The organism is Pseudomonas sp. NPDC088322 (assembly GCF_044740745.1).
GTDB classification, from domain to species: domain Bacteria; phylum Pseudomonadota; class Gammaproteobacteria; order Pseudomonadales; family Pseudomonadaceae; genus Aquipseudomonas; species Aquipseudomonas shirazensis.
The window spans coordinates 388,987-413,827 of sequence record NZ_JBIURK010000004.1; the positions used below are offsets into that span (position 1 = coordinate 388,987).

A 24,841-nucleotide genomic window follows, 5' to 3' on the forward strand; every position below is an offset into this window, starting at 1 on the left:
GACCGAATATGTCGCAGCGCTGCAAGCCGCGGTGACCGCTCAGTCGTTAAGCTGCGCAGTCGATGGGTCCCCGTAAAGGCACAGCCACAGGCAGTCGCTTTTGCAGGTACCCAACAGATGAGCGTGGCAAACACGCTCAGCGCCTGGTTTCATCGGCCTGTTTTGCCCCGGGTTGCTATTGTTGATCCCAGGCAACACGCACATGCACGACGCTTCACTACAAAACAAAGCCCAAGCGGAGTACCACAGATGGCGTTTTTCACCGCAGCCAGCAAAGCCGACTTCCAGCACCAACTGCAAGCGGCCCTGGCGCAGCACATCAGCGAACAGTCACTGCCACAAGTGGCACTGTTCGCCGAACAGTTCTTCGGCATCATCTCTCTGGACGAACTTACCCAGCGGCGGCTTTCCGACCTGGCTGGCTGCACCCTGTCTGCCTGGCGCATCATCGAGCGCTTCGACCCTGAAACCCCGCTGGTGCGGGTGTACAACCCCGACTACGAGCGCAATGGCTGGCAGTCGACCCACAGTGTGGTCGAAGTCCTGCACCATGACCTGCCGTTCCTGGTCGACTCGGTACGCACCGAGCTGAACCGCCGCGGCTACAGCATCCACACCCTGCAGACCACCGTGCTCAGCGTGCGCCGCGGCGCCAAGGGCGAACTGCTCGAGCTGCTGCCCAAAGGCACCCACGGTGACGGCGTTCAACATGAATCGCTGATGTACCTGGAAATCGACCGTTGTGCCAACGCAGCCGAACTGAGCTCGCTGGCCCGGGAAATCGAACAGGTCCTGGCTGAAGTGCGCGTTGCGGTTGCCGACTTCGAACCGATGAAAGCCAAGCTGCGCGAAGTGGCGGCGCTGGTCGAGCAGACCCCGTACCCGCAAGCCCAGCACGAGAAGGCCGAGGTCAAGGCGTTCCTCGAGTGGTTGCTGGATAACCACTTCACCTTCCTCGGCTATGAAGAATTCACCGTCGAGGGCGGCGCCGATGGCGGCCGCATGAACTACGACGAGCAGTCCTTCCTCGGCCTGCCACGTCGCCTGCGCATCGGCCTGACCGCCGAAGAGCTGCGCATCGAAGACTACGCTGTGGCCTACCTCAACGAGCCGCTGCTGCTGTCCTTCGCCAAGGCTGCACTGCCGAGCCGTGTGCACCGCCCGGCCTACCCGGACTATGTGTCGATCCGCCAGCTGGATGCCGACGGCAAGGTCATCAAGGAATGCCGCTTCATGGGCCTGTACACCTCGTCGGTGTATGGCGAGAGCGTGCATGCCATTCCGTACATCCGCGGCAAGGTAGCCGAAGTCGAGCGCCGCTCCGGCTTCGATGCCAAGGCCCACCTGGGCAAGGAACTGGCGCAGGTGCTCGAAGTGCTGCCGCGCGACGACCTGTTCCAGACCCCGATCGACGAGCTGTCCAGCACTGTCATGTCGATCGTGCAGATCCAGGAGCGCAACAAGATCCGCGTGTTCCTGCGCAAAGACCCTTACGGCCGCTTCTGCTACTGCCTGGCCTATGTACCGCGCGAGGTCTACTCGACCGAAGTGCGCCAGAAGATCCAGCAAGTGTTGATGGAGCGCCTGAAGGCCAGCGATTGCGAATTCTGGACGTTCTTCTCCGAGTCGGTACTGGCGCGTGTGCAACTGATTCTGCGGGTAGACCCGAAGAACCGCATCGACATCGACCCACAGCAGCTGGAAAACGAAGTGATCCAGGCCTGCCGTTCGTGGCAGGACGATTACTCCGCACTGGTCGTGGAAAACTTCGGCGAAGCTCAGGGCACCAATATCCTGGCGGACTTCCCCAAGGGTTTCCCGGCGGGCTACCGCGAGCGCTTTGGCGCCCATTCGGCGGTCGTCGACCTGCAACATGTGCTGGCCCTGAACGAAGCCAAGCCGCTGGCGATGAGCTTCTATCAGCCCCTGGGCCAGTACGGCGAGCGTCTGCTGCATTGCAAGCTGTACCACGCCGATACCCCGCTGGCGCTGTCGGACGTGCTGCCGATCCTGGAGAACCTTGGCCTGCGTGTGCTGGGTGAGTTCCCGTACCGCCTGCGCCACGCCAATGGCCGCGAGTACTGGATCCACGACTTTGCATTCACCTACAGCGAAGGCCTGAGCCTGGATATCCAGCAGCTCAACGACACTCTGCAGGATGCCTTCATCCATATCGTCAAGGGCGACGCCGAAAACGACGCCTTCAACCGCCTGGTACTGACCGCCGGCCTGCCATGGCGTGATGTGGCGCTGCTGCGCGCCTACGCCCGCTACATGAAGCAGATTCGTCTGGGCTTCGATCTGGGCTACATCGCCAGCACCCTGAACAACCACACCGACATCGCGCGCGAGCTGACCCGGCTGTTCAAGACCCGCTTCTACCTGGCACGCAAGCTCACCCAGGATGATCTGGAAGACAAGCAGCTGCGTCTGGAACAGGCCATCAACAGCGCCCTGGATGACGTTCAGGTGCTCAACGAAGACCGCATCCTGCGTCGCTACCTGGACCTGATCAAAGCCACCCTGCGTACCAACTTCTATCAGCCGGACAGCAGCGGCCAGGCCAAGTCGTACTTCAGCTTCAAGTTCAACCCCAAGCTCATCCCCGAACTGCCCAAGCCGGTGCCCAAGTTCGAGATATTCGTCTACTCGCCGCGTGTCGAAGGCGTCCACCTGCGCTTCGGCAACGTCGCCCGTGGCGGCCTGCGCTGGTCGGACCGTGAAGAAGACTACCGCACCGAAGTGCTCGGCCTGGTCAAGGCGCAGCAGGTGAAGAACTCGGTGATCGTGCCGGTCGGCGCCAAGGGCGGGTTCCTGCCCCGGCGCCTGCCGCTGGGCGGCAGCCGTGACGACATCGCCGCTGAAGGTATCGCCTGCTACCGCATCTTCATCTCGGGCCTGCTCGACATCACCGACAACCTCAAGGACGGCGGCGTCGTGCCACCGGCCAACGTGGTGCGGCATGACGATGACGACCCGTACCTGGTGGTGGCGGCCGACAAAGGCACCGCGACCTTCTCCGACATCGCCAACGGCATTGCCATCGACTACGGCTTCTGGCTCGGAGACGCGTTCGCCTCGGGCGGCTCGGCTGGTTACGACCACAAGAAGATGGGTATCACTGCCCGCGGCGCCTGGGTGGGCGTGCAGCGCCACTTCCGTGAGCGCGGCATCAACGTCCAGCAAGATCCGATCACGGTGGTCGGCGTCGGCGACATGGCCGGTGACGTCTTCGGTAACGGCTTGCTGATGTCCGACAAGCTGCAGCTGGTGGCTGCCTTCAACCACCTGCACATCTTCATCGACCCTAATCCGGACCCGGCCAGCAGCTTCGCCGAGCGCCAGCGCTTGTTCGACCTGCCACGTTCGGCATGGACCGATTACGATACCAGCATCATGTCTGCAGGCGGCGGGATCTTCCCGCGTAGCGCCAAGAGCATCAGCATCAGCCCGCAGATGAAGGAACGCTTCGCCATCGAAGCCGACCGTCTGACGCCGACCGAGCTGCTGCACGCGCTGCTGCAGGCGCCGGTCGATCTGCTCTGGAACGGCGGTATCGGTACCTACGTCAAAGCCAGCAGCGAAAGCCACGCCGACGTCGGCGACAAGGCCAACGACGCCTTGCGCGTCAACGGCAACGAGCTGCGCTGCAAGGTAGTGGGCGAGGGCGGCAACCTGGGCATGACCCAGCTTGGCCGGGTCGAGTACGGCCTCAACGGCGGTGCGACCAACACTGACTTCATCGACAATGCCGGTGGCGTCGACTGCTCCGACCACGAAGTCAATATCAAGATCCTGCTCAACGAAGTGGTGCAGGGTGGCGACATGACCGAGAAGCAGCGCAACCAGCTGCTCGGCAGCATGACCGAAGAAGTTGGCGCGCTGGTATTGGGCAACAACTATAAGCAGACCCAGGCGCTGTCGCTGGCGGCCCGTCGCGTACGCGAGCGGATTGCCGAGTACAAGCGCCTGATGGCCGACCTTGAAGCGCGCGGCAAGCTCGATCGGGCGATCGAATTCCTGCCGTCCGAAGAGCAACTTGCCGAGCGTCTGGCCGCAGGCCAGGGCCTGACCCGGGCCGAGCTGTCGGTGCTGATTTCGTACAGCAAGATCGACCTCAAAGAGCAACTGCTGAAATCGCAGGTGCCGGATGACGACTATCTGACCCGCGACATGGAGACGGCCTTCCCGCCGTCACTGCTCAACCAGTTCGGCGAGGCCATGCGCCGTCACCGTCTGAAGCGCGAGATCGTCAGCACCCAGATCGCCAATGACCTGGTCAACAACATGGGCATCACCTTTGTCCAGCGGCTCAAGGAGTCGACTGGCATGAGCCCGGCCAACGTCGCCGGGGCCTATGTGATCGTGCGCGATATCTTCCATCTGCCGCATTGGTTCCGCCAGATCGAGGCGTTGGACTATCAGGTCCCGGCCGAGATTCAGCTGACCTTGATGGATGAGCTGATGCGTCTGGGCCGCCGCGCCACGCGCTGGTTCCTGCGTAGCCGTCGCAACGAGCAGGATGCAGGCCGTGATGTGGCGCACTTCGGGCCGAAGATCGCCCAGCTTGGGCTGAAACTGGACGAGCTGCTGGAAGGGCCGACCCGTGAGCGCTGGCAGGTGCGTTATCAGGGCTTCGTCGAGGCTGGTGTGCCCGAGTTGCTGGCGCGGATGGTTGCCGGGACCACGCATTTGTACACGCTGCTGCCGATCATCGAGGCTTCGGATGTGACCGGGCATGACCCGGCGCAGGTGGCCAAGGCGTTCTTCGCGGTGGGTAGTGCGTTGGATCTGACCTGGTACCTGCAGGAGATCAGCAACTTGCCGGTGGAGAACAACTGGCAGGCGCTGGCGCGTGAGGCGTTCCGTGACGATATCGACCTGCAGCAGCGGGCGATCACCATTTCTGTGCTGCAGATGGCCGATGCGCCGCAGGACATGGATGCGCGGGTGGCATTGTGGTCTGAGCAGCGGCGGGTGATGGTGGAGCGCTGGCGCGCGATGCTGGATGACCTGCGCAGTGCTTCGGGGCATGACTATGCGATGTATGCGGTCGCTAACCGGGAGTTGGTTGATTTGGCCATGAGTGGGCAGGCTGTGGTTGTGCCTTCCTGATAGCTGATTTGGTTGGTTTGTGAGTGAGAGACCCTGGTGCCTTTGGTGGTGCCGGGGTTTTTTGCTTTTAGGGGTTTGGGGCTTATCCGGATTTTGTGGTGGGTTTGCGGGCCCCTTTCGCCCTTACGGCGAGTCACTTTTTTGGCAAACGCCCCAAAAAGTAACCAAAAAATGCTTGGCTCCACATCCCGCCCCTTCGCTGCGCTGCGGGGTTCCCTCGCTCCGGCCTCCTGAGTCGCCGGTGGATCAAGAGCAAGATCAAGATTAACTGCTGGGCCGCTGCGCGACCCTTCGCGGCGGTCCGGCGTCCCGGTGAACCCGCTCCCACAGGGTCAGCGTTGTTCATGAGTTGTGTAGCAAATTTGCTGGAGCGCCGTAGCGTCCAAAGGGATTAATGCTGACCTGAGACCCCGCAGATTCCTGTGGGAGCGGGCTTGCCCGCGAAGGGCCGCAAAGCGGCCCTAGCTTTTGACTGTCGCTTTTGATCTGCGCCAGCGTAGCGAGGCGTGCTCTTGATCTACCCGCGACCTCAGAAGGCCGAACGCAGGCATTGCGAAGGGAGGTGCCGGCCATGGATGGCCGGCAAGCGCTGCGGGCCAGGATGGCCCGTTCAGCGCGGTCCCTCCGGGAGCAATGCCGGAGTGAGGGAACCCCGGAGGGTAGCGCAGGGGCCACTAAATCAAACAGATAAGCCCACATCCAATAAAGCCAACCTACTTGAACCGCCGCTCAACCCCCTTCTCAACCAAGATCTTCGCCGAAATCTCCTCAACCGAAAAATGCGTCGAATCAATGTTCGGAATATTCTCCCGGCGGAACAGATTCTCCACCTCACGCACCTCGAACTCACACTGCGCAAAGCTCGAATATCGGCTATTAGGCTTGCGCTCATGGCGAATAGCCGTCAACCGGTCCGGGTCAATGGTCAGGCCAAACAACTTGCTGTGATGCTTCTTCAGCACCGCCGGCAACTGCAGCCGCTCCATGTCATCCTCAGTCAACGGATAGTTCGCCGCACGAATCCCGAACTGCATCGCCATGTACAGACAGGTCGGCGTCTTGCCGCAGCGCGACACCCCCACCAGAATCAGGTCGGCCTTGTCGTAGTAATGCGTGCGCGCACCATCATCGTTGTCCAGCGCAAAGTTCACCGCCTCGATCCGCTCCATATAGTTGGAGTTGCCGCCAATCGAGTGCGACTTGCCCACCGAATACGACGAATGCGCGGTCAGTTCCTGCTCTAAGGGCGACAGGAACGACGAAAAGATATCGATCATGAACCCGTTGGAAGTCGCCAGAATCTCGCGAATGTCCTGGTTGACGATGGTGTCGAAGATGATCGGCCGCATCCCGTCACGCTCCGCCGCTGCGTTGATCTGCAGCACCATCGTGCGCGCCTTGTCCGGGCTGTCGATGTACGGGCGGGTGAATTTATTGAACGGAATGCTCTCGAATTGTGCGAGCAGGCTTTGACCCAGGGTCTCGGCAGTGATGCCGGTGCCGTCGGAGATGAAAAACGCGGTTCGTTTCATTTGCACCCTAGGCCTTAAGCTGATGACGTTTCTTGGATATGATAAGTTCGCTTTGCCGAATGCGGCTTTTGGCATTCTCACTTATTTTCCAGGTCCCGGCCATAAGCGCCCGGCCCAGTCTGAACCGTCAGGCGGGCGCTCTGAGCTTTTCCAACACCGTTAGTGGAGAGATCACCTTGGTAGAGTACGTAGTTTCCCTCGATAAGCTCGGCGTCCATGATGTAGAGCATGTGGGGGGCAAGAACGCATCCCTCGGCGAGATGATCAGTAACCTCGCAGGTGCCGGCGTCTCGGTGCCGGGCGGCTTTGCCACTACGGCTCAGGCGTACCGTGACTTTCTCGAGCAGAGCGGGCTGAACGCGCAGATCCATGCCGCGCTCGACGCGCTGGACGTGGATGACGTCAACGCCCTGGCCAAGACCGGCGCGCAGATCCGTCAGTGGATCATGGAAGCCGAGTTCCCAGAGCGCCTGAATGCCGAAATCCGCGCTGCCTTCGCCGAAATGGCCCAGGGTAACGACAACATGGCCGTGGCCGTGCGCTCTTCGGCCACCGCCGAAGACCTGCCAGACGCCTCCTTTGCGGGCCAGCAAGAGACCTTCCTCAATATCCGTGGCGTTGAAAACGTGATCCGCGCGGCCAAGGAAGTATTCGCTTCGCTGTTCAACGATCGCGCCATTTCCTACCGCGTGCACCAGGGCTTTGACCACAAACTGGTCGCCCTGTCGGCTGGCGTGCAGCGCATGGTCCGTTCCGAAACCGGCACTGCCGGGGTGATGTTCACCCTCGATACCGAATCGGGTTTCCGCGACGTGGTGTTCATTACCGGCGCCTACGGCCTGGGCGAAACCGTGGTTCAGGGCGCTGTCAACCCTGACGAATTCTATGTCCACAAGCACACCCTGCAAGCCGGCCGCCCGGCGATCTTGCGCCGCAACCTGGGCAGCAAGGCGCTGAAGATGATCTACGGCGACGAAGCCAAGGCCGGTCGTTCGGTCAAGACCGTAGAAGTCGACCGTGCCGAACGTGCGCGCTTCTGCCTGAGCGATGACGAAGTCAACGAGCTGGCCAAGCAGGCCATGATCATCGAGCAGCATTACCAGCGGCCGATGGACATCGAGTGGGCCAAGGACGGTGACGACGGCAAGCTGTACATCGTTCAGGCCCGCCCAGAAACGGTAAAAAGCCGCGCCAGCGCCAATGTCATGGAGCGCTACCTGCTCAAAGAGAAGGGCACGGTACTGGTCGAAGGCCGCGCCATTGGCCAGCGCATCGGCGCCGGCAAGGTGCGGATCATCAACGACGTGTCGGAAATGGACCGCGTCCAGCCGGGCGACGTGCTGGTGTCGGACATGACCGACCCGGATTGGGAACCGGTCATGAAACGCGCCAGCGCCATCGTCACCAACCGTGGCGGGCGTACCTGCCACGCGGCGATCATCGCTCGTGAGCTGGGCATTCCGGCCGTAGTCGGTTGTGGCAACGCCACCCAGCTGCTCAAGGACGGCCAGGGCGTGACCGTGTCCTGCGCCGAGGGCGATACCGGCTTCATCTTCGAAGGTGAGCTGGGCTTCGACATCAAGCAGAATTCGGTCGATGCCATGCCCGACCTGCCGTTCAAGATCATGATGAACGTCGGCAACCCGGATCGCGCCTTTGATTTTGCCCAGTTGCCCAACGCCGGTGTCGGCCTGGCGCGTCTGGAGTTCATCATCAACCGCATGATCGGCGTGCACCCCAAGGCGCTGCTCAACTACGCCGGGTTGCCACCTGAGCTGAAGGACAGTGTCGACAAGCGTATCGCCGGTTATTCCGATCCGGTCGGCTTCTATGTCGAGAAACTGGTCGAAGGCATCAGCACCCTGGCTGCGGCGTTCTACCCGAAAAAGGTCATCGTGCGTCTGTCGGACTTCAAGTCCAACGAATACGCCAACCTGATCGGCGGCAAGCTGTACGAGCCGGAAGAAGAAAACCCGATGCTGGGCTTCCGCGGTGCTTCGCGCTACATCAGCGAGTCGTTCCGTGACTGCTTCGAGCTCGAGTGCCGTGCGCTCAAGCGCGTGCGCAACGAGATGGGCCTGACCAACGTCGAGATCATGGTACCGTTCGTGCGCACCCTGGGTGAGGCCAGCCAGGTTGTCGATTTGCTTGCCGAAAACGGCCTGGCTCGTGGCGACAACGGCCTGCGCGTGATCATGATGTGCGAGCTGCCGTCCAACGCGATTCTGGCTGAAGAGTTCCTCGAGTACTTCGACGGCTTCTCGATCGGCTCCAACGACCTGACTCAGCTTACCCTGGGCCTGGACCGCGATTCGGGTATCATCGCGCACCTGTTCGATGAGCGTAATCCTGCGGTGAAAAAGCTGCTGGCCAACGCCATCCAGGCCTGTAACAAGGCCGGCAAGTACATCGGCATCTGTGGCCAGGGCCCTTCCGACCACCCAGACCTGGCCAAGTGGCTGATGGAACAGGGGATCGAGAGCGTGTCGCTGAACCCGGATTCGGTACTCGAGACCTGGTTCTTCCTGGCCGAAGGTCAAGCCCCGGCCTGATTCAACCACTGCGCAGGCACGTCCAACGTGCCTGCGCGCGTATTCTTCGGGGCGAGTTCCAGCGATGGTTCCCGCCCTTTTTCATACAAGTATTCTATGCAAAGCAGTAGCGCTCTCTTCCCCGTGGCCTTGCAAAGTGCCGAACGCCGCGGTGACCTCAGTGAAGACGTGTACCGGATCAAGGCTGGCAACAGCCCCGACCCCAGCGTCGAGCTGGCGGTCACGCGTCTTGGCCTTGCCGATCACGGCGGCGTTCATGGCATACCGGTGATTCTGCTGCACGGCAGCTTCTCCAATCGACGGTTCTGGTTTTCGCCCAAAGGCATCGGCTTGGGCGCGTTTCTGGCGCGGGCCGGTTTTGATGTGTGGATCCCGGAGATGCGCGGTCATGGCCTGTCACCGCGTAATCGCCAGTGGCGGCAAAACCGCGTAGCCGACTACGCGCGCTACGATCTGCCGGTGATTGCTGCATTTGTCCATGAACAAGCCGGCCGGGCTCCGCACTGGATCGGCCATTCGCTGGGCGGGACCACGCTTACGGCAGCGCTGGGTGGCGCTTACCTGCCATCTGAGCAGGTGGCCAGCGTGGCCCTGTTTGGCACCCAGATCAGCCGCGTGTACTGGCCGTTGAAGGTGCCGACAGTGGAGTGGGGCGCGCGCTTGCTGCTCAAACGCTTTGCACATATTTCTGGCTCCCGGCTCAAGCGCGGGCCGGAAGACGAGCCGATCGGCCTGGCGCTGGAGAGCATGCGTTGGCATGGCCTGTTCGGGCGCTTCGGCGAGAAGGGCAAGGATTGGTGGGCGGGGCTGACCGAGGTCGATGTGCCACTGCTGGCGGTGGCGGGCGCGGGTGATCTGCAGGACCCGGTGTGGGCCTGCCGCAAGCTGTTCGAGCAATACGGCGCCGAGCGCAAGCAGTTTCTTTGCCTGGGCCGGGAGCAGGGCTTCGATGCCTTTGGCCATGTCGACATGTTGGTAAGCAAGGCTGCGCAGACCCAGGTATGGCCGCTGATCGAAGGCTGGTTGCGTGATCCTGACGCGCCGGTACGTGGCGCCGAACTGGCGGCCAGCCTGACTGAGCAGTCGCAGATGACTGCACCACCTCGCGCGGTGTAGCCTTGGCCGGACTTTCCGCTTTCGTTGTGCCTGACAGGAGCCTTCCCATGCAGCATTACGTAACGCCCGATCTGTGTGACGCCAACCCAGACCTGGTCCAGGTGCTGGAACCGATGTTCAGCAACTTCGGTGGCCGCGACTCGTTCGGCGGCCAGATCGTGACCATCAAGTGTTTTGAAGACAACTCGCTGGTCAAGGCCCAAGCCGAGCTTGATGGCCGCGGCAAGGTGCTGGTGGTCGACGGTGGCGGCTCGCTGCGATGCGCGCTGCTGGGCGACATGATTGCCGCCAAGGCTGCGCAAAACGGTTGGGAAGGCCTGGTCATCTATGGCTGCGTGCGCGATGTCGACGTGCTGGTGCAGACCAACGTCGGTGTGCAGGCGCTGGCCGCGCATCCGCTGAAGACCGACAAGCGTGGCCTTGGCGACCTCAATGTGGTGGTGACCTTCGCCGGCGTGACCTTCCGCCCGGGTGAATACGTTTACGCCGACAACAACGGCGTGATCGTTTCGCCGCAACCGCTGCAAATGCCCGAGTGATGCGCCGCGCGCGCTGATGGAGCTGGAATGTTCGAGGAAGACAACGCGCAGTGGGGGCTGGTGCATGCCCTGGTGCTCGATGGCAAAGGTGGCGCGCGTTCTATCGCTCGGACCGAACTGGATGACCTGCAGTTGCAGCCAGAGCAGAGCCTTTGGCTGCACTGGGACCGCAGCCATCCGCAGACCCGCAGCTGGTTGCTGCGCGAAAGCGGGCTGAGCGAGTTCAGCTGCGAGCTGCTGCTTGAAGAAAACACCCGACCACGGCTGTTGCCGTTGGCGGATGAGCAGTTGCTGCTGTTTTTGCGCGGGGTCAATCTCAATCCTGGTGCCGAGCCTGAAGATATGGTCTCGGTGCGCATATTTGCCCAGGCGCAACGGATCATCTCGCTGCGCTTGCGGCCACTGCGTGCCAGCGACGAAATCCTGCAGCTGCTGAGCGAGGGCAGGGGGCCCAAATCGGCCTCCGAGTTGCTCTTGCTGATGGGCGAACTGCTGACCGAAAAGGTCCAGGCGCTGGTCAGTGATCTGTCCGAACTGGTCGATTTCGAAGAAGAGAAGGTGGAGTCCGACGAACGGTACACGCCAGAAGACGGCGTGCTGCAGCAGATTCGCCGCCGCGCTGCCGGCCTGCGCCGCTTCCTGGCGCCGCAACGGGAAATCTACGTACAGCTTGCAAGGCACAAGTGGAGCTGGTTCGCTGACGCCGATGCCGATTACTGGAACGAGCTCAACAACAGCCTGATCCGCTACCTCGAGGAGCTGGAACTGACCCGCGAGCGCGCCGCACTGGTGCTCGAGAGCGAAGACCGGCGGCGCAGCGAGCGGATGAACCGGACCATGTTCCGCTTCGGCATCATCACCTGCATTTTCTTGCCGATGAGCTTTGTCACCGGCCTGCTGGGGATCAACGTCGGCGGCATTCCGGGCGCCGACAGCCCCTATGGATTCCTGTTCGCCAGCCTGCTGGTCCTGGCACTGGCGGCAGGGCAGTGGTGGTTGTTCCGCCGCCTGCGCTGGGTGTGATCCGGTGCATTTTGAAACATTCGCGTGCGGTGACGTTGTGACCCGTTGCCCGGCGCCCTCGTCTTTGACTGACATTACGCGAGGTGCCCATGCACGATCCGTTTGAACAATCCTTGCGTGACCTGCTCAATGCGTCGCCGTCCGGTCAGGACCGAGACGACGCAGCGTGTCTGGGTCGCGTGCTGAAAACCGCCAACCGTCAGGTTGGTGCAGGCGATCTATTCAGCTTGCTTGGCCGTTGGAGCCAGGCGCTGATGATTGCCGTCAACAATGGCTCGGCGCATGTTGCGCCGGTGCGCCGTAATCCTGCCGCTGGCAGCAAAGCTGATAAGGCTGATTGAATATGGAACTCGATCTCTGGACCCAGAGCCTGGTCACCGCCATGACTGCCCTTTGGACCAAGGTGGCGAACTTCATCCCCAACCTGTTCGGCGCGCTGGTCGTGGTGCTGCTCGGTTTCGTGGTGGCCAAGCTGCTCGATACGCTGTTGTCCAAGCTGCTCGCCAAGTTTGGCCTGGACCGTCTGATGGCCGGTACCGGCATGACCAAGATGCTCAGCCGCGGCGGCATTCAGGTGCCGATATCGACCCTGATCGGCAAGATCGTGTATTGGTTCGTGCTGCTGATCTTCCTCGTCTCTGCGGCTGAGTCACTCGGCCTTGAGCGGGTCTCGGCAACGCTGGACATGCTCGCGCTGTATCTGCCCAAGGTATTTGGCGCGGCCCTGGTGCTGCTGGCCGGGGTCATGCTTGCGCAACTGGTCAATGGCCTGGTCCGCGGCGCCGCGGAAGGCATCGGCCTGGAGTACGCTGCAGGCGTCGGGCGCATCGCTCAAGGCCTGGTGATCATCATTGCGATCTCGGTGGCTATCAGCCAGCTGGAGGTCAAGACCGACCTGCTCAACCACGTAATCGTCATTGGCTTGATTACCGTTGGTCTGGCAATTGCCCTGGCGATGGGCTTGGGCAGCCGCGAAATTGCCGGGCAGATTCTGGCTGGGATTTACGTGCGCGAGCTGTATCAGGTCGGCCAGCAGGTCCGGATTGGAGAGGTTGAAGGCCAGATCGAAGAGATCGGCACGGTGAAGACGACAGTGCTGACCGACGAAGGTGAATTGGTGTCGTTGGCCAACCGCAGCTTGCTCGAACAGCGTGTCGATAGCCGCTAACCGGGTAAAAGCTGTTACTGTATGTCGCCGCGAAAACGCGCCCTGAGGGTGCGTGCGGCGACTTGACCTGACTGTCGGCCAGATTCGTTTTGAATAAAGTTCATTCGCCGCCCATGCGCTATGACCCACACGAACTCACCGACGAGGAGTTGGTGGCGCGTTCGCATGAGGAGCTGTTTCACGTTACCCGGGCGTATGAGGAACTCATGCGCCGGTACCAACGGACCCTGTTCAACGTTTGTGCACGTTATCTGGGGAACGACCGCGACGCTGACGATGTCTGTCAGGAGGTGATGCTGAAAGTGCTGTACGGGTTGAAGAACTTCGAAGGTAAATCCAAGTTCAAGACCTGGCTCTACAGCATCACCTACAACGAGTGCATCACCCAGTACCGCAAGGAGCGACGCAAACGCAGGCTGATGGATGCCTTGAGCCTTGACCCTATAGAAGAGGCGTCAGAGGACAAGGCACCAAAACCTGAAGAAAAGGGCGGCCTGGACAAGTGGCTGGTGCATGTGAACCCGATTGACCGCGAGATCCTGGTGCTGCGTTTTGTCGCAGAGCTGGAATTCCAGGAGATCGCCGATATCATGCACATGGGCTTGAGCGCAACGAAAATGCGCTACAAGCGTGCGCTCGACAAGCTCAGAGAGAAATTTGCTGGCGAGGTTGAAACTTAGTGGCCAGCAAATGTCTCTAAACCACCGGTGAGTTCTGCTAGACTTGCCGTCGAGTTGTCCCCCGGTTTTTGGTGGGACTGCTTATCTATCACACGATGGGGATTTAACGGATGAAATTGAAAAACACTTTGGGCTTGGCCATTGGCTCGCTCGTTGCCGCTGCTTCGTTCGGCGCTCTGGCACAAGGCACAGGCGCTGTAGAAGTCGAAGGCTTCTACAAGAAAGAATTCTTCGACAGCCAGCGTGACTTCAAGAACGACGGCAACCTGTTCGGCGGCTCGATCGGTTACTTCCTGACCGACGACGTTGAACTGCGTCTGGGCTACGACGAAGTCCACAACGCTCGTGGCGAAGATGGCAAGAACATCAAGGGCTCGAACACCGCTCTGGACGCTCTGTACCACTTCAACAACCCGTACGACGCAATCCGTCCGTACGTGTCGGCTGGTTTCTCCCACCAGTCCATCGGCCAGACCGGCCGTGGTGGTCGTAACCAGTCCACCTTCGCCAACGTTGGCGCTGGTGCCAAGTGGTACATCACCGACATGTTCTACGCTCGTGCTGGCGTTGAAGCTCAGTACAACATCGACCAAGGCGACACCGAGTGGGCGCCAAGCGTTGGTATCGGCCTGAACTTCGGCGGTAGCCCGAAGACTGCTGAAGTCGCTCCAGCTCCAGTTGCTGAAGTGTGCTCCGACAGCGACAACGACGGCGTCTGCGACAACGTCGACAAATGCCCAGACACCCCAGCCAACGTTACCGTTGACGCCGACGGCTGCCCAGCAGTTGCCGAAGTCGTACGTGTTGAGCTGGACGTCAAGTTCGACTTCGACAAGTCGGTTGTCAAGCCTAACAGCTACGGCGACATCAAGAACCTGGCTGACTTCATGAAGCAGTACCCATCGACTACTACCACTGTCGAAGGTCACACTGACTCCGTAGGTCCAGACGCTTACAACCAGAAGCTGTCCGAGCGTCGCGCTAGCGCCGTTAAGCAAGTTCTGACCCAGCAGTACGGCGTAGAATCGAGCCGTGTTGACTCGGTTGGCTACGGCGAAACCCGTCCGGTTGCTGACAACGCCACCGAAGAAGGTCGCGCTGTTAACCGTCGCGTTGAAGCGCAAGTAGAAGCTCAAGCCAAGTAATTGGTCTGAGATTCAGGAAAAACCCGGCCTAGGCCGGGTTTTTCTTTGCCTGTAAAAAAGTGCGCTGTGCCGCGTTCAGGCAACGCCTACGGCTGCGGTCACCAGCTCGGCCACCGCGCCTTGCCGCGCCACTTCGCCTATCACCAGCACTGCTGGGCTGCGCAGGGCAAAGGCGGTCGCATCCATGGCCATCTCCAGCAGCGTACTGCGGTACTCGCGCTGGCTCGGTAGCGAAGCGTTTTCGATCATGGCGACGGGCGTGTCTACCGCCATGCCGGCCTCGAGCAAACCCCGTCGAATGTCCCCCAGCCGAGCCACGCCCATGTACACCACCAAGGTGGTGCCGCCCTGAGTCAGGCCTGCCCAGTTCAGCTCGCTGTCATCCTGGGTATGTGCAGTCACCAAGGTCACGCCACGGCTGACCCCGCGCAGGGTGAGGGGGATGCCGCACTGAGTGGCACCGGCCAGTCCAGCGGTGATGCCGTTGACCAACTCCACCTCGATACCGCGCTGCTGCAACCACAGTGCTTCTTCGCCGCCACGGCCAAAGATGCATGGGTCGCCGCCTTTCAGGCGCACCACGCAGCGCCCCTGGCGGGCATGGCGCAACATCAGGCGCTGAATGAACGCTTGCGGCGTCGAGCGACAACCGCCGCGTTTGCCCACGGCAATCACCCGTGCCCCTGGGCAATGCTCAAGCACAGCCGGATTGACCAGGTCATCGATCATCACCACCTGCGCCTCGCGCAAGGCCCGCACCGCTTTCAGCGTTAGCAGTTCAGGGTCGCCGGGGCCGGCACCAACCAACCAGATTTTTGCGTTCATCAGATGTTCCTCATCAAGCAGCGCGCTCAGCCCTTGAACAGGCTGAACAGCAATATCAGGTTGAACAGCAGAGACAGCACGGCAAGCGTCTGCCAGACCTTGAGCGGCTCGCGCTCCAGCAATGGCCGTGGCCGCTCGCTCAGTTCCTGGCGGTCGCCACGTTCGAGCAACAGCAGCCATTGCTCGGCGGTTTCGAAACGTTGCCGGGGATCGGCCGCGACGGCTTGCTCCAGATTGCGTTGCAGCCACTCAGGCAGGTCCGGGCGATAACGGCCGGGGCTGACCAGGTGGGTGAAGCGCGGCCGTTGGAAGGCCTCGATTTCACCGTAGGGGTAGTGCCCGGTGAGCAGGTAGTAAAGAGTTACACCCGTGGCATAGAGGTCCTGGCGCGCCTGCGGCAGTTGCCCGTCGAACGCCTCCGGGGCAATGAACGACGGCGTACCGGGCAGGTCATGGGGGGCGTCTTCAGACAGCCCTGGGCAATAAGCAAGGCCAAAGTCGAGCAGGCGCAACTGGCCGTCTGTGCCCAGGTGCAGATTCTCGGGCTTGATATCCCGATGCAGCAGGTTGCGCCGGTGCAGCACGCCGACTGCCTGCAGCAGCTGCCGGGCGATTTCCAGCCACTGCGCCAGGGGTAGCGGGCCTTGCACGTTGTACAGGGCGCTGAGGGTCTGGCCCGGGTATTCGCGCATCAGGTAGTACACATGCTGACGGTGATTGGCCGCATGCACCTCAGGGAAGTGCCGACCGGCCACCCGCCGCAGAAACCACTCTTCCTGCAGCAAGCGCTGAGCGGCACCCGGATCTGCTTCGGCGGCGCCGGGCAGGGTCTTGAGCAGCCACGCCTGGCCCTGGCTGTCATGCACCCGATACAGCAGCGACTGGCGGCTGCGGGCCAATTGAGCATCGACCTGCCAGCCATCGATGGCTTGCCCGGGGCGCAGCGGCCCGGGCACTGGCCATTGCTGCAGTTGCGCCAGGGTGTCGCTGAAGTTGCTCGGGCCGAGCTGTTCGATCTGCACCAGCACGGCACTGGCGTTGTCCTGGCTACCGGCATGATGGGCGCTGGCGACCAAGATGTCGGCGGCGTCCTGCAGGTCAGGTTGATCTCTGAGGATGGCGGCAATCGCTTGCTCGCCAAGGCAGGCCCAGACACCATCGCTGAGCAGCAGCAGGGTTTCGCCGGCAACCAGCTCACCGTCCAGGTAGTCCACCAACAGATGCTGGTCCAGGCCCAGCGCGCGCTTGAGGACATGCTGCATGCCCGGCTGATCCCAGACATGGTCTTCGCTCAGGCACAGCAAGCGGCCCTGATCCCAGCGATAGGCACGGCAGTCACCGACGTGGGCGAGGGTGAAGCGGCGCCCGCGCAGGACCAGCGCAGTGAGGGTGGTCAGCAGCGGCTGGCCGCTGCCTTGGGCGCGCAGCCAGCGGTTTTGCGCCAGCAGCAGGCGATCCAGCGCCTGCGCGACCGGCCAGGTAGCCGGCGTGGCGTAGTAGTCCAGCGCCAACGCCTGCAGGCTGGCTCGCGCGGCCAGGCCGCCATCGGCGCACTGACTGACGCCGTCGGCCAGTGCGACCAGATAGCCTTTGCTCGCTGCCAATTCCGGCGCCGGTGTCACCAGGCGCAGAGCGTCCTGGTTTTCGCTGCGCGGACCGGTGGCGCTGGCTTGGGCGAAGCGCAATTGCAGGCTCATGGGTTTGCCCTATACCCGCGCTGCGGTAACCGCAGCCGAGCCCCAGGTGGTGCGCCAGCGTAGTTTGACCCCATGCAGGCCAAACCAGGCCAGCAGGCCCAGGCTTGCGAACAGCCACAGACCCAGCTGGTAGTCACCGGTGTGCTGCTTGATCATGCCCAGCCCTGCGGCCAGGAGGAAGCCACCGATGCCGCCGGCCATGCCGATCAAGCCAGTCATTACTCCGATTTCCTGGCGGAAGCGCTGCGGCACCAGCTGAAACACTGCGCCATTGCCGGCGCCCAGGCCAAGCATGGCGCTGACGAAAAGAGCCAGCGCAGCCGTGGCGCTAGGCAGGTTAAAGCCGACCGCGGCGATACATACCGCAGCTACGCCATACATGCCGAGCAGGGTGCGGATGCCGCCAAAGCGGTCGGCCAGAGCGCCGCCCAGCGGGCGCATCATGCTGCCGCCAAACACGCAGGCCGCGGTGTAGTAGCCGGCAGTGATCGGGTTCAGGCCATATTGGTCGCTGAAGTAGCCCGGCAGGGCGCTGGCCAAGCCAATGAAGCCGCCAAAGGTGACGCTGTAGAAGAACATGAACCACCAGCTATCGCGATCACCCAGCGCCTTGAAGTAGTCGGCCATGGCTTTGCGTTTTGGTCGTTGCGGCGCGTTGCGGGCCAGCAGGGCAAACACCAGCAGAGTCAGCAGCAGCGGGATCAGGGCGAAGCCGAACACGTTGTTCCAGCCATAGGCTGCGGCCAGGGCCGGCGCCAGCAGCGCCGCGAAGACGGTGCCGGAGTTGCCGGCGCCAGCGATGCCCATCGCTTTGCCCTGATGCTGCGGCGGGTACCACTGCGAGGCCAGCGGCAGTGACACGGCGAACGAAGCGCCGGCAAATCCGAGAAAAACTCCCAGCAGCAAGGCTTGTTCGTAGCTGTGCACGCCCCAGTGCCAGGCGCAGGCCAACGCCACGATCACCACCACCTGGCCCATCAGTCCAGCGGTTTTGGGCGACAGACGATCGACCAGCAGACCCATGCCGAAGCGTAGCAGGGCGCCGGCCAGGATGGGCGTGGCGACCATCAGGCCGCGCTCTTGTGGGGTCAACTGCAGGTCGGTGGCAATCTGCACCGCCATCGGGCCGAGCAGGTACCAGACCATGAAACTCAGGTCGAAATACAGGAATGCAGCAAACAGGGTAGGCACATGCCCGGATTTCCAGAAGCTCGTATTCATCGAACACCTCACGCGGCTTGCAACGGTTGTCATGCCCAGGCTGTGCTGGGCTGGAACGAAAAAGACGCCGCTACCCGATCCATCTTGATGGAGGGGTGAGCGACGTCTTTGTCGGAAACTGTGGCAACCGCCGTTGGCTACCTGTAGTGATTGCACAGCAAAAGCCGGGCCAACCCCTTGGGAGGCATCCGTGTCAGCCGAGCAACTCGTGCATGGCGATGATCTGCTCCGCCACCTGGATGAGCTTCTGCTGCTTGCTCATGGCCTGGCGGCGCATGAGGGTGTAGGCCTGCTCTTCATTGCAGTCCTTCATCTTCATCAGCAAGCCCTTGGCATGCTCCACACGCTTGCGCTCGGCCAGTTGCTGGTCGCGCGCCAACAGCTGGGCCTTGAGCGCCTGGTCGCTCTCGAAGCGGGCCATCGCTACATCCAGAATCGGCTGCAGGCGGCTGCTCTGAATGCCCTCGACGATGTAGGCACTGACCCCGGCGTGGATCGCTTGGCGCATCACATCCGGGTCGTGTTCGTCGGTGAACAGGACAATCGGCCGCGGCAGATCGCGGCTGACCAGCACCACCTGCTCCATGACATCACGCCCCGGTGACTCGGTATCGATCAAGACCACGTCCGGGCGCACCGTTTCGACGCAGGCAGGCAGGTCGATGGTCAGGCCCGTGGCCTCGATGACCTCGAAGCCGGCTTCGATCAGTGCCAGCTTGAGCCGGCCGACTTTTTTTTCTGTGTCGTCGATCAACAGGATCCGTAGCATGTTCAGCCCCTTCACCGAGCGAGATGGGCGCTAGGCGCCGGTGTCATGGCGTGCAGGTGAAAACTGCGGGCGTAGCCATGCGGGTCGCTGCCATCCCAGCGGATGCCGTCGATCAACAGGCTGCTGCGCATTGCTGATACGTCGCCTGGCAAGCCGAGCTCAGCGGCAGCAGCGCGGTACAGGGCTAGCTGCTGCACCTGGTTGGCGACCGTCAGGTAGTCGGGGTCTTCGCGCAGCAAACCCCAGCGGCGGAACTGGGTCATGAACCACATGCCATCGGACAGGTAGGGCTGGTTGGCCCGGCCTTGGTCATAAAAGCGCAGTGCGTGGGGGTCCTGCCAGTGATTGCCCAGCCCGTCCTGATAGTCGCCGAGCAGGCGCGGTTCAATCGTCGCCACTGCAGTATCCAGGTAGGCACTGCCGCTCAGTAGATGAGCCGTGCTACGGCGATTCTCCTGGCTCTGCTCGATAAACTGGCTGGCGGCCAATATCGCCTTGACCAGTGCACGGGCGCTGTTGGGGTACAGCTCGACGAACGCTCGCGCGCAGCCAAGGACCTTCTCCGGGTGGTCCGGCCAGATCGACTGGCTGGTGGCGAGGGTGAAGCCCTGGCCCTCGGCCACCGCCTGGGCTGACCACGGTTCGCCGACGCAGAAGCCATCGATGCGACCGGCCTGTACATGGGCGACCATTTGCGCGGGCGGCACCACGACGCTGGCGACGTCTTGCAGCGGATGAATGCCCTGGCTGGCCAGCCAGTAATACAGCCACATGGCGTGGGTGCCGGTAGGAAATGTCTGGGCAAAGGTCAGCTTCGCCCCTGATTGGTGCACCAGTTTTGCCAGTGCTTCAGGGCTGGTCACACCTTTGCGCTGCAGGGCGGGTGACAGGTTGATGGCCTGGGCGTTCTGGTTCAGGCCCATCAGCACGGCCATATCGCGGCGGGCGCTGCCGCCGATGCCCAGGTGCACGGCGTAGATCAGGCCATACAGGCAATGCCCTGCATCCAGCTCGCCAATGACCAGCTTGTCACGCATGCCGGCCCAGGAGGCCTGGCGCTTGAGGTTGAGGGTCAGGCCTTGCTGCTGGGCGAAGCCCTGAGTGGCGGCAACCACTACCGAAGCGCAGTCGGTAAGGGCCATGAAACCGATATCGAGGCTGGGTTTTTCCGGCGCGTCACTACCGTTGACCCAGGCCAGAGGTGTTGCGTGGGGAGCTGTATTCACAAAAATCCTCGCCTGTACCGAATAGGCTGTGCCTGCTGTTGAAGCAAGGCATATGCCAGACGGTCAGCAAAGGCCTGTCGCACCAGCGGCGTGCTGGCTATAATCGCCCCCTCACTCATCCCCGAGTCTTGCCCGCCCATGTATAACCTGGCCCGCCAGCTGCTGTTCAAGCTTTCTCCGGAAACCTCCCACGACCTGTCCCTGGACCTGATTGGTGCCGGTGGCCGGCTGGGGCTCAATGGCCTGCTGTGCAAGCAGCCGGCGCCATCGCCAGTGACGGTGATGGGCTTGAACTTCGCCAACCCGGTCGGGCTGGCGGCGGGTCTGGACAAGAACGGCGCGGCCATCGATGGCTTTGCCCAGCTGGGCTTCGGCTTTGTCGAAATCGGTACCGTGACGCCACGCCCGCAGCCGGGCAACCCCAAGCCGCGGCTGTTTCGTCTGCCTGAGGCAACGGCGATCATCAACCGCATGGGCTTCAACAACCTGGGCGTCGATCACCTGCTGGAGCGGGTGCGTGCCTCGCGCTTCGATGGCGTGCTGGGGATCAACATCGGCAAGAACTTCGACACGCCGGTCGAGCGCGCGGTCGACGATTACCTGATTGGCCTGGAGAAGGTCTACAACGACGCCAGCTACATCACCGTCAATGTCAGCTCGCCGAATACCCCGGGCCTGCGCTCGCTGCAGTTCGGTGACTCGCTCAAGCAGTTGCTGGATGCACTTGCGGTGCGCCGCGAGCAGCTTGCCACTGAGTATGCCAAGCGTGTGCCGCTGGCGATCAAGATTGCCCCGGACATGACCGACGAAGAAACCGCGCTGGTAGCTGCGGCGCTGCTGGAGTCGGGCATGGATGCAGTGATCGCAACCAACACCACGCTGTCCCGTGAAGGCGTCGAGAGCCTGCCGTATGGCGCTGAAGCCGGTGGCCTGTCGGGTGCGCCAGTGCTGGCCAAGAGTACCCATACGGTCAAGGTGCTGGCAGGGGAGTTGGCCGGGCGGATGCCGATCATCGCCGCAGGTGGGATCACCGAAGGCCGTCACGCAGCTGAGAAAATCGCTGCCGGTGCCAGCCTGGTACAGATCTATTCGGGCTTCATTTACAAGGGCCCGGCGCTGATTCGCGAAGCAGTCGATGCCATTGCAGCAATGCCACGGGGCTGATCAGCGGGCATAAAAAAGGGCCCCTTTAAGGGGCCCCTGGGCCGCAGCCCGCCGCCCGGATGGGGCGTGCATGGTGACTCGAATTCAGATTCCTTGATCAGCCAACGGCGTGATTTTCGTTGAGTCTATGAATGCCAGCAGTGCCGGTCATGCCGTCCCAGTTATCTCCGCGACCCTCGCGCCAGCCGTTTATCCAGGCCTGACGTACAGATGCTAGGGTGAAGGGGCAAAGTTCGCGAGATTTGCCGGTGACCCCATACTGGTAGCCACGTGAATATGCTCTTTCCAACGGATCACGCTTAAGTCTTCTCATAGGGTGTTGCCCTCACTTGTTGACTGTAATGTCCCGTCGGCCTCACAGAGGCCGGGCAGAATCTTTCTGCCGGTTTGCGCTCGCTGCCGGCGTGGCGAGCTTGAAGTGCCGTTTCGTTGCGAAGCGGCCTGTGGTCAGTTCTAACCAATGAAAGTCACAGTGTGAATGATCGTTTTGTCATAAGGACGTAACGTTTCTGTAGGTGAAGTGATAAGTAAATAAATGCGACTCAACCTTGTTTGGGCAAATGCCCGCTGTGATCGGGGTTTAGCCGCACTGGCCGCTATTTAGCCAGCGTCGTCAAAAAACGGCTGAATTAATTTGAAATGCGACGAAGGGTCACTTTAATGACCTGGCGCAAGAATTTTTCGTACTGCTCGACGATCAAAGGCTGCTTTCACCCTTGGGTGCATGCACAATTGTCGGGCGGCCAGGCCTTCGCGAATCACGCAAGGCCACCCGAGCGCCTGAAAAGGGCGCTCGGGAAAACCCTGACGGACGATGCGTCGTCCCGTCACTCAAATAGCCATAGGCACTGGATTACTCATGTCGGACCGTTTCGAACTTTACCTCACCTGCCCCAAGGGCCTAGAAGGCCTGCTCGCCGATGAGGCCCGAGGCCTCGGCCTTGAGGACGTGCGTGAGCACACCTCGGCCATTCGTGGCGAGGCCGACATGGAAACCGCCTACCGCTTGTGCCTGTGGTCCCGCTTGGGCAACCGCGTACTGCTGGTGCTCAAACGTTTTGCGATGAAAAATGCCGATGACCTCTACGACGGCGTCAATGCCGTCGAATGGCAGGATCATCTGCTCGCCGATGGCTCGCTGGCCGTGGAGTTCAGCGGGCATGGCTCGGGCATCGACAACACCCACTTTGGTGCGCTGAAGGTCAAGGACGCCATCGTCGACAAGCTGCGCGACAAAGACGGCCTGCGCCCGTCGGTCGACAAGCTGAATCCGGACATGCGTGTGCACCTGCGCCTGGATCGTGGTGAAGCGATCCTCTCGCTCGACCTCTCTGGGCACAGCCTGCACCAGCGCGGCTATCGTTTGCAGCAGGGCGCCGCGCCGCTCAAGGAAAACCTCGCCGCAGCGGTGCTGATTCGTTCCGGCTGGCCGCGCATTGCTGCCGAAGGCGGCGCGCTGGCTGACCCGATGTGCGGTGTCGGTACCTTCCTCGTCGAGGCCGCGATGATTGCCGCCGATATTGCGCCCAACCTCAAGCGCGAGCGTTGGGGCTTCAGCGCCTGGCTTGGCCATGTGCCGGCGTTGTGGCGCAAGGTTCATGACGAAGCAACCCAGCGCGCCGAAGCCGGCCTGGCCAAGCCGCCGCTGTGGATTCGCGGTTACGAAGCCGACCCACGGCTGATTCAGCCGGGCCGCAACAACGTCGAACGGGCCGGCCTGAGCGACTGGATCAAGATCTACCAGGGTGAGGTCGGCACGTTTGAACCGCGTCCGGACCAGAACCAGAAAGGCCTGGTCATCAGCAACCCGCCTTACGGCGAGCGTCTGGGCGATGAGGCCAGCTTGCTCTACCTCTACCAGAACCTGGGCGAGCGTCTGCGCCAGGCGTGTTTGGGCTGGGAGGCGGCGGTGTTCACCGGCGCGCCTGAACTGGGCAAGCGTATGGGTGTGCGCAGCCACAAACAGTACGCGTTCTGGAACGGCGCGTTGCCGTGCAAACTGCTGCTGTTCAAGATCCAGCCTGATCAGTTCGTCACGGGTGTCTCCGGCGAGCGTCGTTCTGTCGAGGCCCAGGAAGCTGACAGCGATCGCCCGGTGGCAGTCGTCAACGAGCCGGCGCGCCTTTCCGAAGGTGCGCAGATGTTTGCCAACCGCTTGCAGAAGAACCTCAAGCAGCTGGGCAAGTGGGCCCGCCGCGAACATATCGACTGCTACCGCCTGTATGACGCCGACATGCCCGAATACGCTGTGGCGATCGACCTCTACCAGGATTGGGTGCACGTTCAGGAGTACGCCGCCCCGCGTACCATCGATCCAGAAAAGGCCCAAGGGCGTCTGCTCGATGTGCTTGCAGCGATCCCGCAGGCACTGGGCATCGATCAGCAGCGTATTGTGCTCAAGCGCCGTCAGCGTCAGAGCGGTACTCGCCAGTATGAGCGTCAAGCGACTGAAGGGCGCTTCCAGGAAGTCAGCGAAGGCGGCGTCAAGTTGCTGGTCAACCTGACCGATTATCTCGATACCGGGCTGTTCCTCGATCACCGTCCGATGCGCATGCGCATCCAGCGCGAGGCGGCCGGCAAGCGTTTCCTCAACCTGTTCTGCTACACCGCCACGGCGACTGTGCATGCGGCCAAGGGGGGCGCACGCGAGACCACCAGCGTCGACCTATCCAAGACCTACCTGGACTGGGCGCGGCGCAACCTCTCGCTCAATGGCTACTCCGATCGCCATCGCCTGGAGCAGGGTGACGTCATGGCCTGGCTGGAGAGCTGCCGCGAGAGCTACGACCTGATCTTCATCGACCCGCCGACGTTCTCCAATTCCAAGCGCATGGAAGGGGTGTTCGACGTGCAGCGCGACCACGTGCAGTTGCTTGACCTGGCCCTGGCCCGGTTGGCGCCTGGCGGTGTGCTGTATTTCTCCAACAACTTCCGCAAGTTCCAGCTCGACGAGAGCGTGAGCGCGCGGTATGCCGTGGAAGAAATAAGCGCGCAGACGGTTGATCCGGACTTTGCTCGCAACAGCAAGATCCACCGTGCCTGGCGCTTGCAGCTGCGCTGAAGTGGCAC

18 protein-coding genes are annotated in these 24,841 nt (G+C 61.9%); 11 read left to right on the plus strand and 7 right to left on the minus strand.

Annotated features, from left to right (window positions below):
* Positions 1–249 precede the first annotated feature (249 nt).
* A complete protein-coding gene (locus ACIOAU_RS12580; protein ID WP_150573135.1) occupies positions 250–5,115 on the plus strand; it encodes an NAD-glutamate dehydrogenase in 4,866 nt (1,621 codons plus the stop codon).
* A gap of 713 nt (positions 5,116–5,828) precedes the next feature.
* Here ACIOAU_RS12580 and ACIOAU_RS12585 read toward each other — a convergent pair.
* A complete protein-coding gene (locus ACIOAU_RS12585) occupies positions 5,829–6,647 on the minus strand; it encodes a pyruvate, water dikinase regulatory protein (protein ID WP_103438071.1) in 819 nt (272 codons plus the stop codon).
* Between the two features lie 176 nt (positions 6,648–6,823).
* Between ACIOAU_RS12585 and ppsA the strand changes: the two genes are divergently transcribed.
* The 8 genes from ppsA (at position 6,824) to ACIOAU_RS12625 (ending at position 14,870) form a co-directional block, all read left to right on the plus strand.
* Positions 6,824–9,199: a phosphoenolpyruvate synthase gene (gene ppsA, locus ACIOAU_RS12590; RefSeq protein WP_101321331.1), complete on the plus strand. Its 2,376-nt coding sequence runs from the start codon at positions 6,824–6,826 to the stop codon at positions 9,197–9,199.
* A gap of 96 nt (positions 9,200–9,295) precedes the next feature.
* Complete coding sequence (locus ACIOAU_RS12595) at positions 9,296–10,315, plus strand: alpha/beta fold hydrolase (protein ID WP_220634089.1); 1,020 nt, start codon at positions 9,296–9,298, stop codon at positions 10,313–10,315.
* Positions 10,316–10,362: 47 nt separating this feature from the next.
* Positions 10,363–10,854, plus strand: a complete 492-nt coding sequence (gene rraA, locus ACIOAU_RS12600) for a ribonuclease E activity regulator RraA (RefSeq protein ID WP_101321327.1) — start codon at positions 10,363–10,365, stop codon at positions 10,852–10,854.
* 27 nt (positions 10,855–10,881) lie between these two features.
* Positions 10,882–11,877 (plus strand): CorA family divalent cation transporter, encoded by a 996-nt coding sequence (locus ACIOAU_RS12605; protein ID WP_150570713.1) that lies wholly within the window; start codon positions 10,882–10,884, stop codon positions 11,875–11,877.
* Positions 11,878–11,966: 89 nt separating this feature from the next.
* Entirely contained in the window at positions 11,967–12,218 is a 252-nt protein-coding gene (locus tag ACIOAU_RS12610) for a CrfX protein (RefSeq protein WP_101321323.1), read from the plus strand.
* 2 nt (positions 12,219–12,220) lie between these two features.
* Complete coding sequence (locus ACIOAU_RS12615) at positions 12,221–13,045, plus strand: mechanosensitive ion channel family protein (RefSeq protein WP_150570714.1); 825 nt, start codon at positions 12,221–12,223, stop codon at positions 13,043–13,045.
* 113 nt (positions 13,046–13,158) lie between these two features.
* A complete protein-coding gene (sigX, locus tag ACIOAU_RS12620) occupies positions 13,159–13,725 on the plus strand; it encodes an RNA polymerase sigma factor SigX (protein ID WP_101321319.1) in 567 nt (188 codons plus the stop codon).
* Positions 13,726–13,835: 110 nt separating this feature from the next.
* The gene (locus tag ACIOAU_RS12625; RefSeq protein ID WP_101321317.1) at positions 13,836–14,870 is read left to right on the plus strand and encodes an OmpA family protein; all 1,035 of its coding nucleotides are present in this window, start codon (positions 13,836–13,838) and stop codon (positions 14,868–14,870) included.
* A gap of 75 nt (positions 14,871–14,945) precedes the next feature.
* Here ACIOAU_RS12625 and cobA read toward each other — a convergent pair whose 3' ends face one another.
* The 5 genes from cobA to ACIOAU_RS12650 form a co-directional block, all read right to left on the minus strand.
* Complete coding sequence (gene cobA / locus ACIOAU_RS12630; RefSeq protein WP_150570715.1) at positions 14,946–15,695, minus strand: uroporphyrinogen-III C-methyltransferase; 750 nt, start codon at positions 15,693–15,695, stop codon at positions 14,946–14,948.
* Positions 15,696–15,721: 26 nt separating this feature from the next.
* A complete protein-coding gene (locus tag ACIOAU_RS12635; RefSeq protein WP_401182288.1) occupies positions 15,722–17,392 on the minus strand; it encodes a protein kinase in 1,671 nt (556 codons plus the stop codon).
* Positions 17,393–17,401: 9 nt separating this feature from the next.
* The gene (locus ACIOAU_RS12640; protein ID WP_101321311.1) at positions 17,402–18,613 is read right to left on the minus strand and encodes a NarK/NasA family nitrate transporter; all 1,212 of its coding nucleotides are present in this window, start codon (positions 18,611–18,613) and stop codon (positions 17,402–17,404) included.
* A gap of 193 nt (positions 18,614–18,806) precedes the next feature.
* The gene (locus ACIOAU_RS12645; RefSeq protein ID WP_101323076.1) at positions 18,807–19,382 is read right to left on the minus strand and encodes an ANTAR domain-containing response regulator; all 576 of its coding nucleotides are present in this window, start codon (positions 19,380–19,382) and stop codon (positions 18,807–18,809) included.
* Between the two features lie 11 nt (positions 19,383–19,393).
* A complete protein-coding gene (locus ACIOAU_RS12650; RefSeq protein WP_401182292.1) occupies positions 19,394–20,608 on the minus strand; it encodes a CmpA/NrtA family ABC transporter substrate-binding protein in 1,215 nt (404 codons plus the stop codon).
* Between the two features lie 138 nt (positions 20,609–20,746).
* Here ACIOAU_RS12650 and ACIOAU_RS12655 point away from each other — a divergent pair, with 138 nt between their 5' ends.
* Positions 20,747–21,772, plus strand: a complete 1,026-nt coding sequence (locus ACIOAU_RS12655; protein WP_101321307.1) for a quinone-dependent dihydroorotate dehydrogenase — start codon at positions 20,747–20,749, stop codon at positions 21,770–21,772.
* Positions 21,773–21,869: 97 nt separating this feature from the next.
* Here the strand turns inward: ACIOAU_RS12655 and rmf are convergent, their stop codons facing one another.
* Positions 21,870–22,085 (minus strand): ribosome modulation factor, encoded by a 216-nt coding sequence (gene rmf, locus ACIOAU_RS12660; RefSeq protein WP_101321305.1) that lies wholly within the window; start codon positions 22,083–22,085, stop codon positions 21,870–21,872.
* A gap of 546 nt (positions 22,086–22,631) precedes the next feature.
* Here rmf and rlmKL point away from each other — a divergent pair.
* On the plus strand, positions 22,632–24,833 hold the full coding sequence (gene rlmKL / locus ACIOAU_RS12665; RefSeq protein ID WP_150570718.1) for a bifunctional 23S rRNA (guanine(2069)-N(7))-methyltransferase RlmK/23S rRNA (guanine(2445)-N(2))-methyltransferase RlmL: 2,202 nt from the start codon (positions 22,632–22,634) through the stop codon (positions 24,831–24,833).
* Positions 24,834–24,841: the final 8 nt, after the last annotated feature.

Excerpts from the sequence above, each read along its gene's own strand:
- ACIOAU_RS12580 (WP_150573135.1), top strand. The coding sequence starts at position 250 with ATGGCGTTTTTCACCGCAGCCAGCAAAGCCGACTTCCAGCACCAACTG.
- ACIOAU_RS12585 (WP_103438071.1), bottom strand. The coding sequence starts at position 6,647 with ATGAAACGAACCGCGTTTTTCATCTCCGACGGCACCGGCATCACTGCC.
- ACIOAU_RS12595 (WP_220634089.1), top strand. The coding sequence starts at position 9,296 with ATGCAAAGCAGTAGCGCTCTCTTCCCCGTGGCCTTGCAAAGTGCCGAA.
- rraA (WP_101321327.1), top strand. The coding sequence starts at position 10,363 with ATGCAGCATTACGTAACGCCCGATCTGTGTGACGCCAACCCAGACCTG.
- ACIOAU_RS12605 (WP_150570713.1), top strand. The coding sequence starts at position 10,882 with ATGTTCGAGGAAGACAACGCGCAGTGGGGGCTGGTGCATGCCCTGGTG.
- ACIOAU_RS12610 (WP_101321323.1), top strand. The coding sequence starts at position 11,967 with ATGCACGATCCGTTTGAACAATCCTTGCGTGACCTGCTCAATGCGTCG.
- ACIOAU_RS12615 (WP_150570714.1), top strand. The coding sequence starts at position 12,221 with ATGGAACTCGATCTCTGGACCCAGAGCCTGGTCACCGCCATGACTGCC.
- sigX (WP_101321319.1), top strand. The coding sequence starts at position 13,159 with ATGCGCTATGACCCACACGAACTCACCGACGAGGAGTTGGTGGCGCGT.
- ACIOAU_RS12625 (WP_101321317.1), top strand. The coding sequence starts at position 13,836 with ATGAAATTGAAAAACACTTTGGGCTTGGCCATTGGCTCGCTCGTTGCC.
- cobA (WP_150570715.1), bottom strand. The coding sequence starts at position 15,695 with ATGAACGCAAAAATCTGGTTGGTTGGTGCCGGCCCCGGCGACCCTGAA.
- ACIOAU_RS12635 (WP_401182288.1), bottom strand. The coding sequence starts at position 17,392 with ATGAGCCTGCAATTGCGCTTCGCCCAAGCCAGCGCCACCGGTCCGCGC.
- ACIOAU_RS12640 (WP_101321311.1), bottom strand. The coding sequence starts at position 18,613 with ATGAATACGAGCTTCTGGAAATCCGGGCATGTGCCTACCCTGTTTGCT.
- ACIOAU_RS12645 (WP_101323076.1), bottom strand. The coding sequence starts at position 19,382 with ATGCTACGGATCCTGTTGATCGACGACACAGAAAAAAAAGTCGGCCGG.
- ACIOAU_RS12655 (WP_101321307.1), top strand. The coding sequence starts at position 20,747 with ATGTATAACCTGGCCCGCCAGCTGCTGTTCAAGCTTTCTCCGGAAACC.
- rmf (WP_101321305.1), bottom strand. The coding sequence starts at position 22,085 with ATGAGAAGACTTAAGCGTGATCCGTTGGAAAGAGCATATTCACGTGGC.
- rlmKL (WP_150570718.1), top strand. The coding sequence starts at position 22,632 with ATGTCGGACCGTTTCGAACTTTACCTCACCTGCCCCAAGGGCCTAGAA.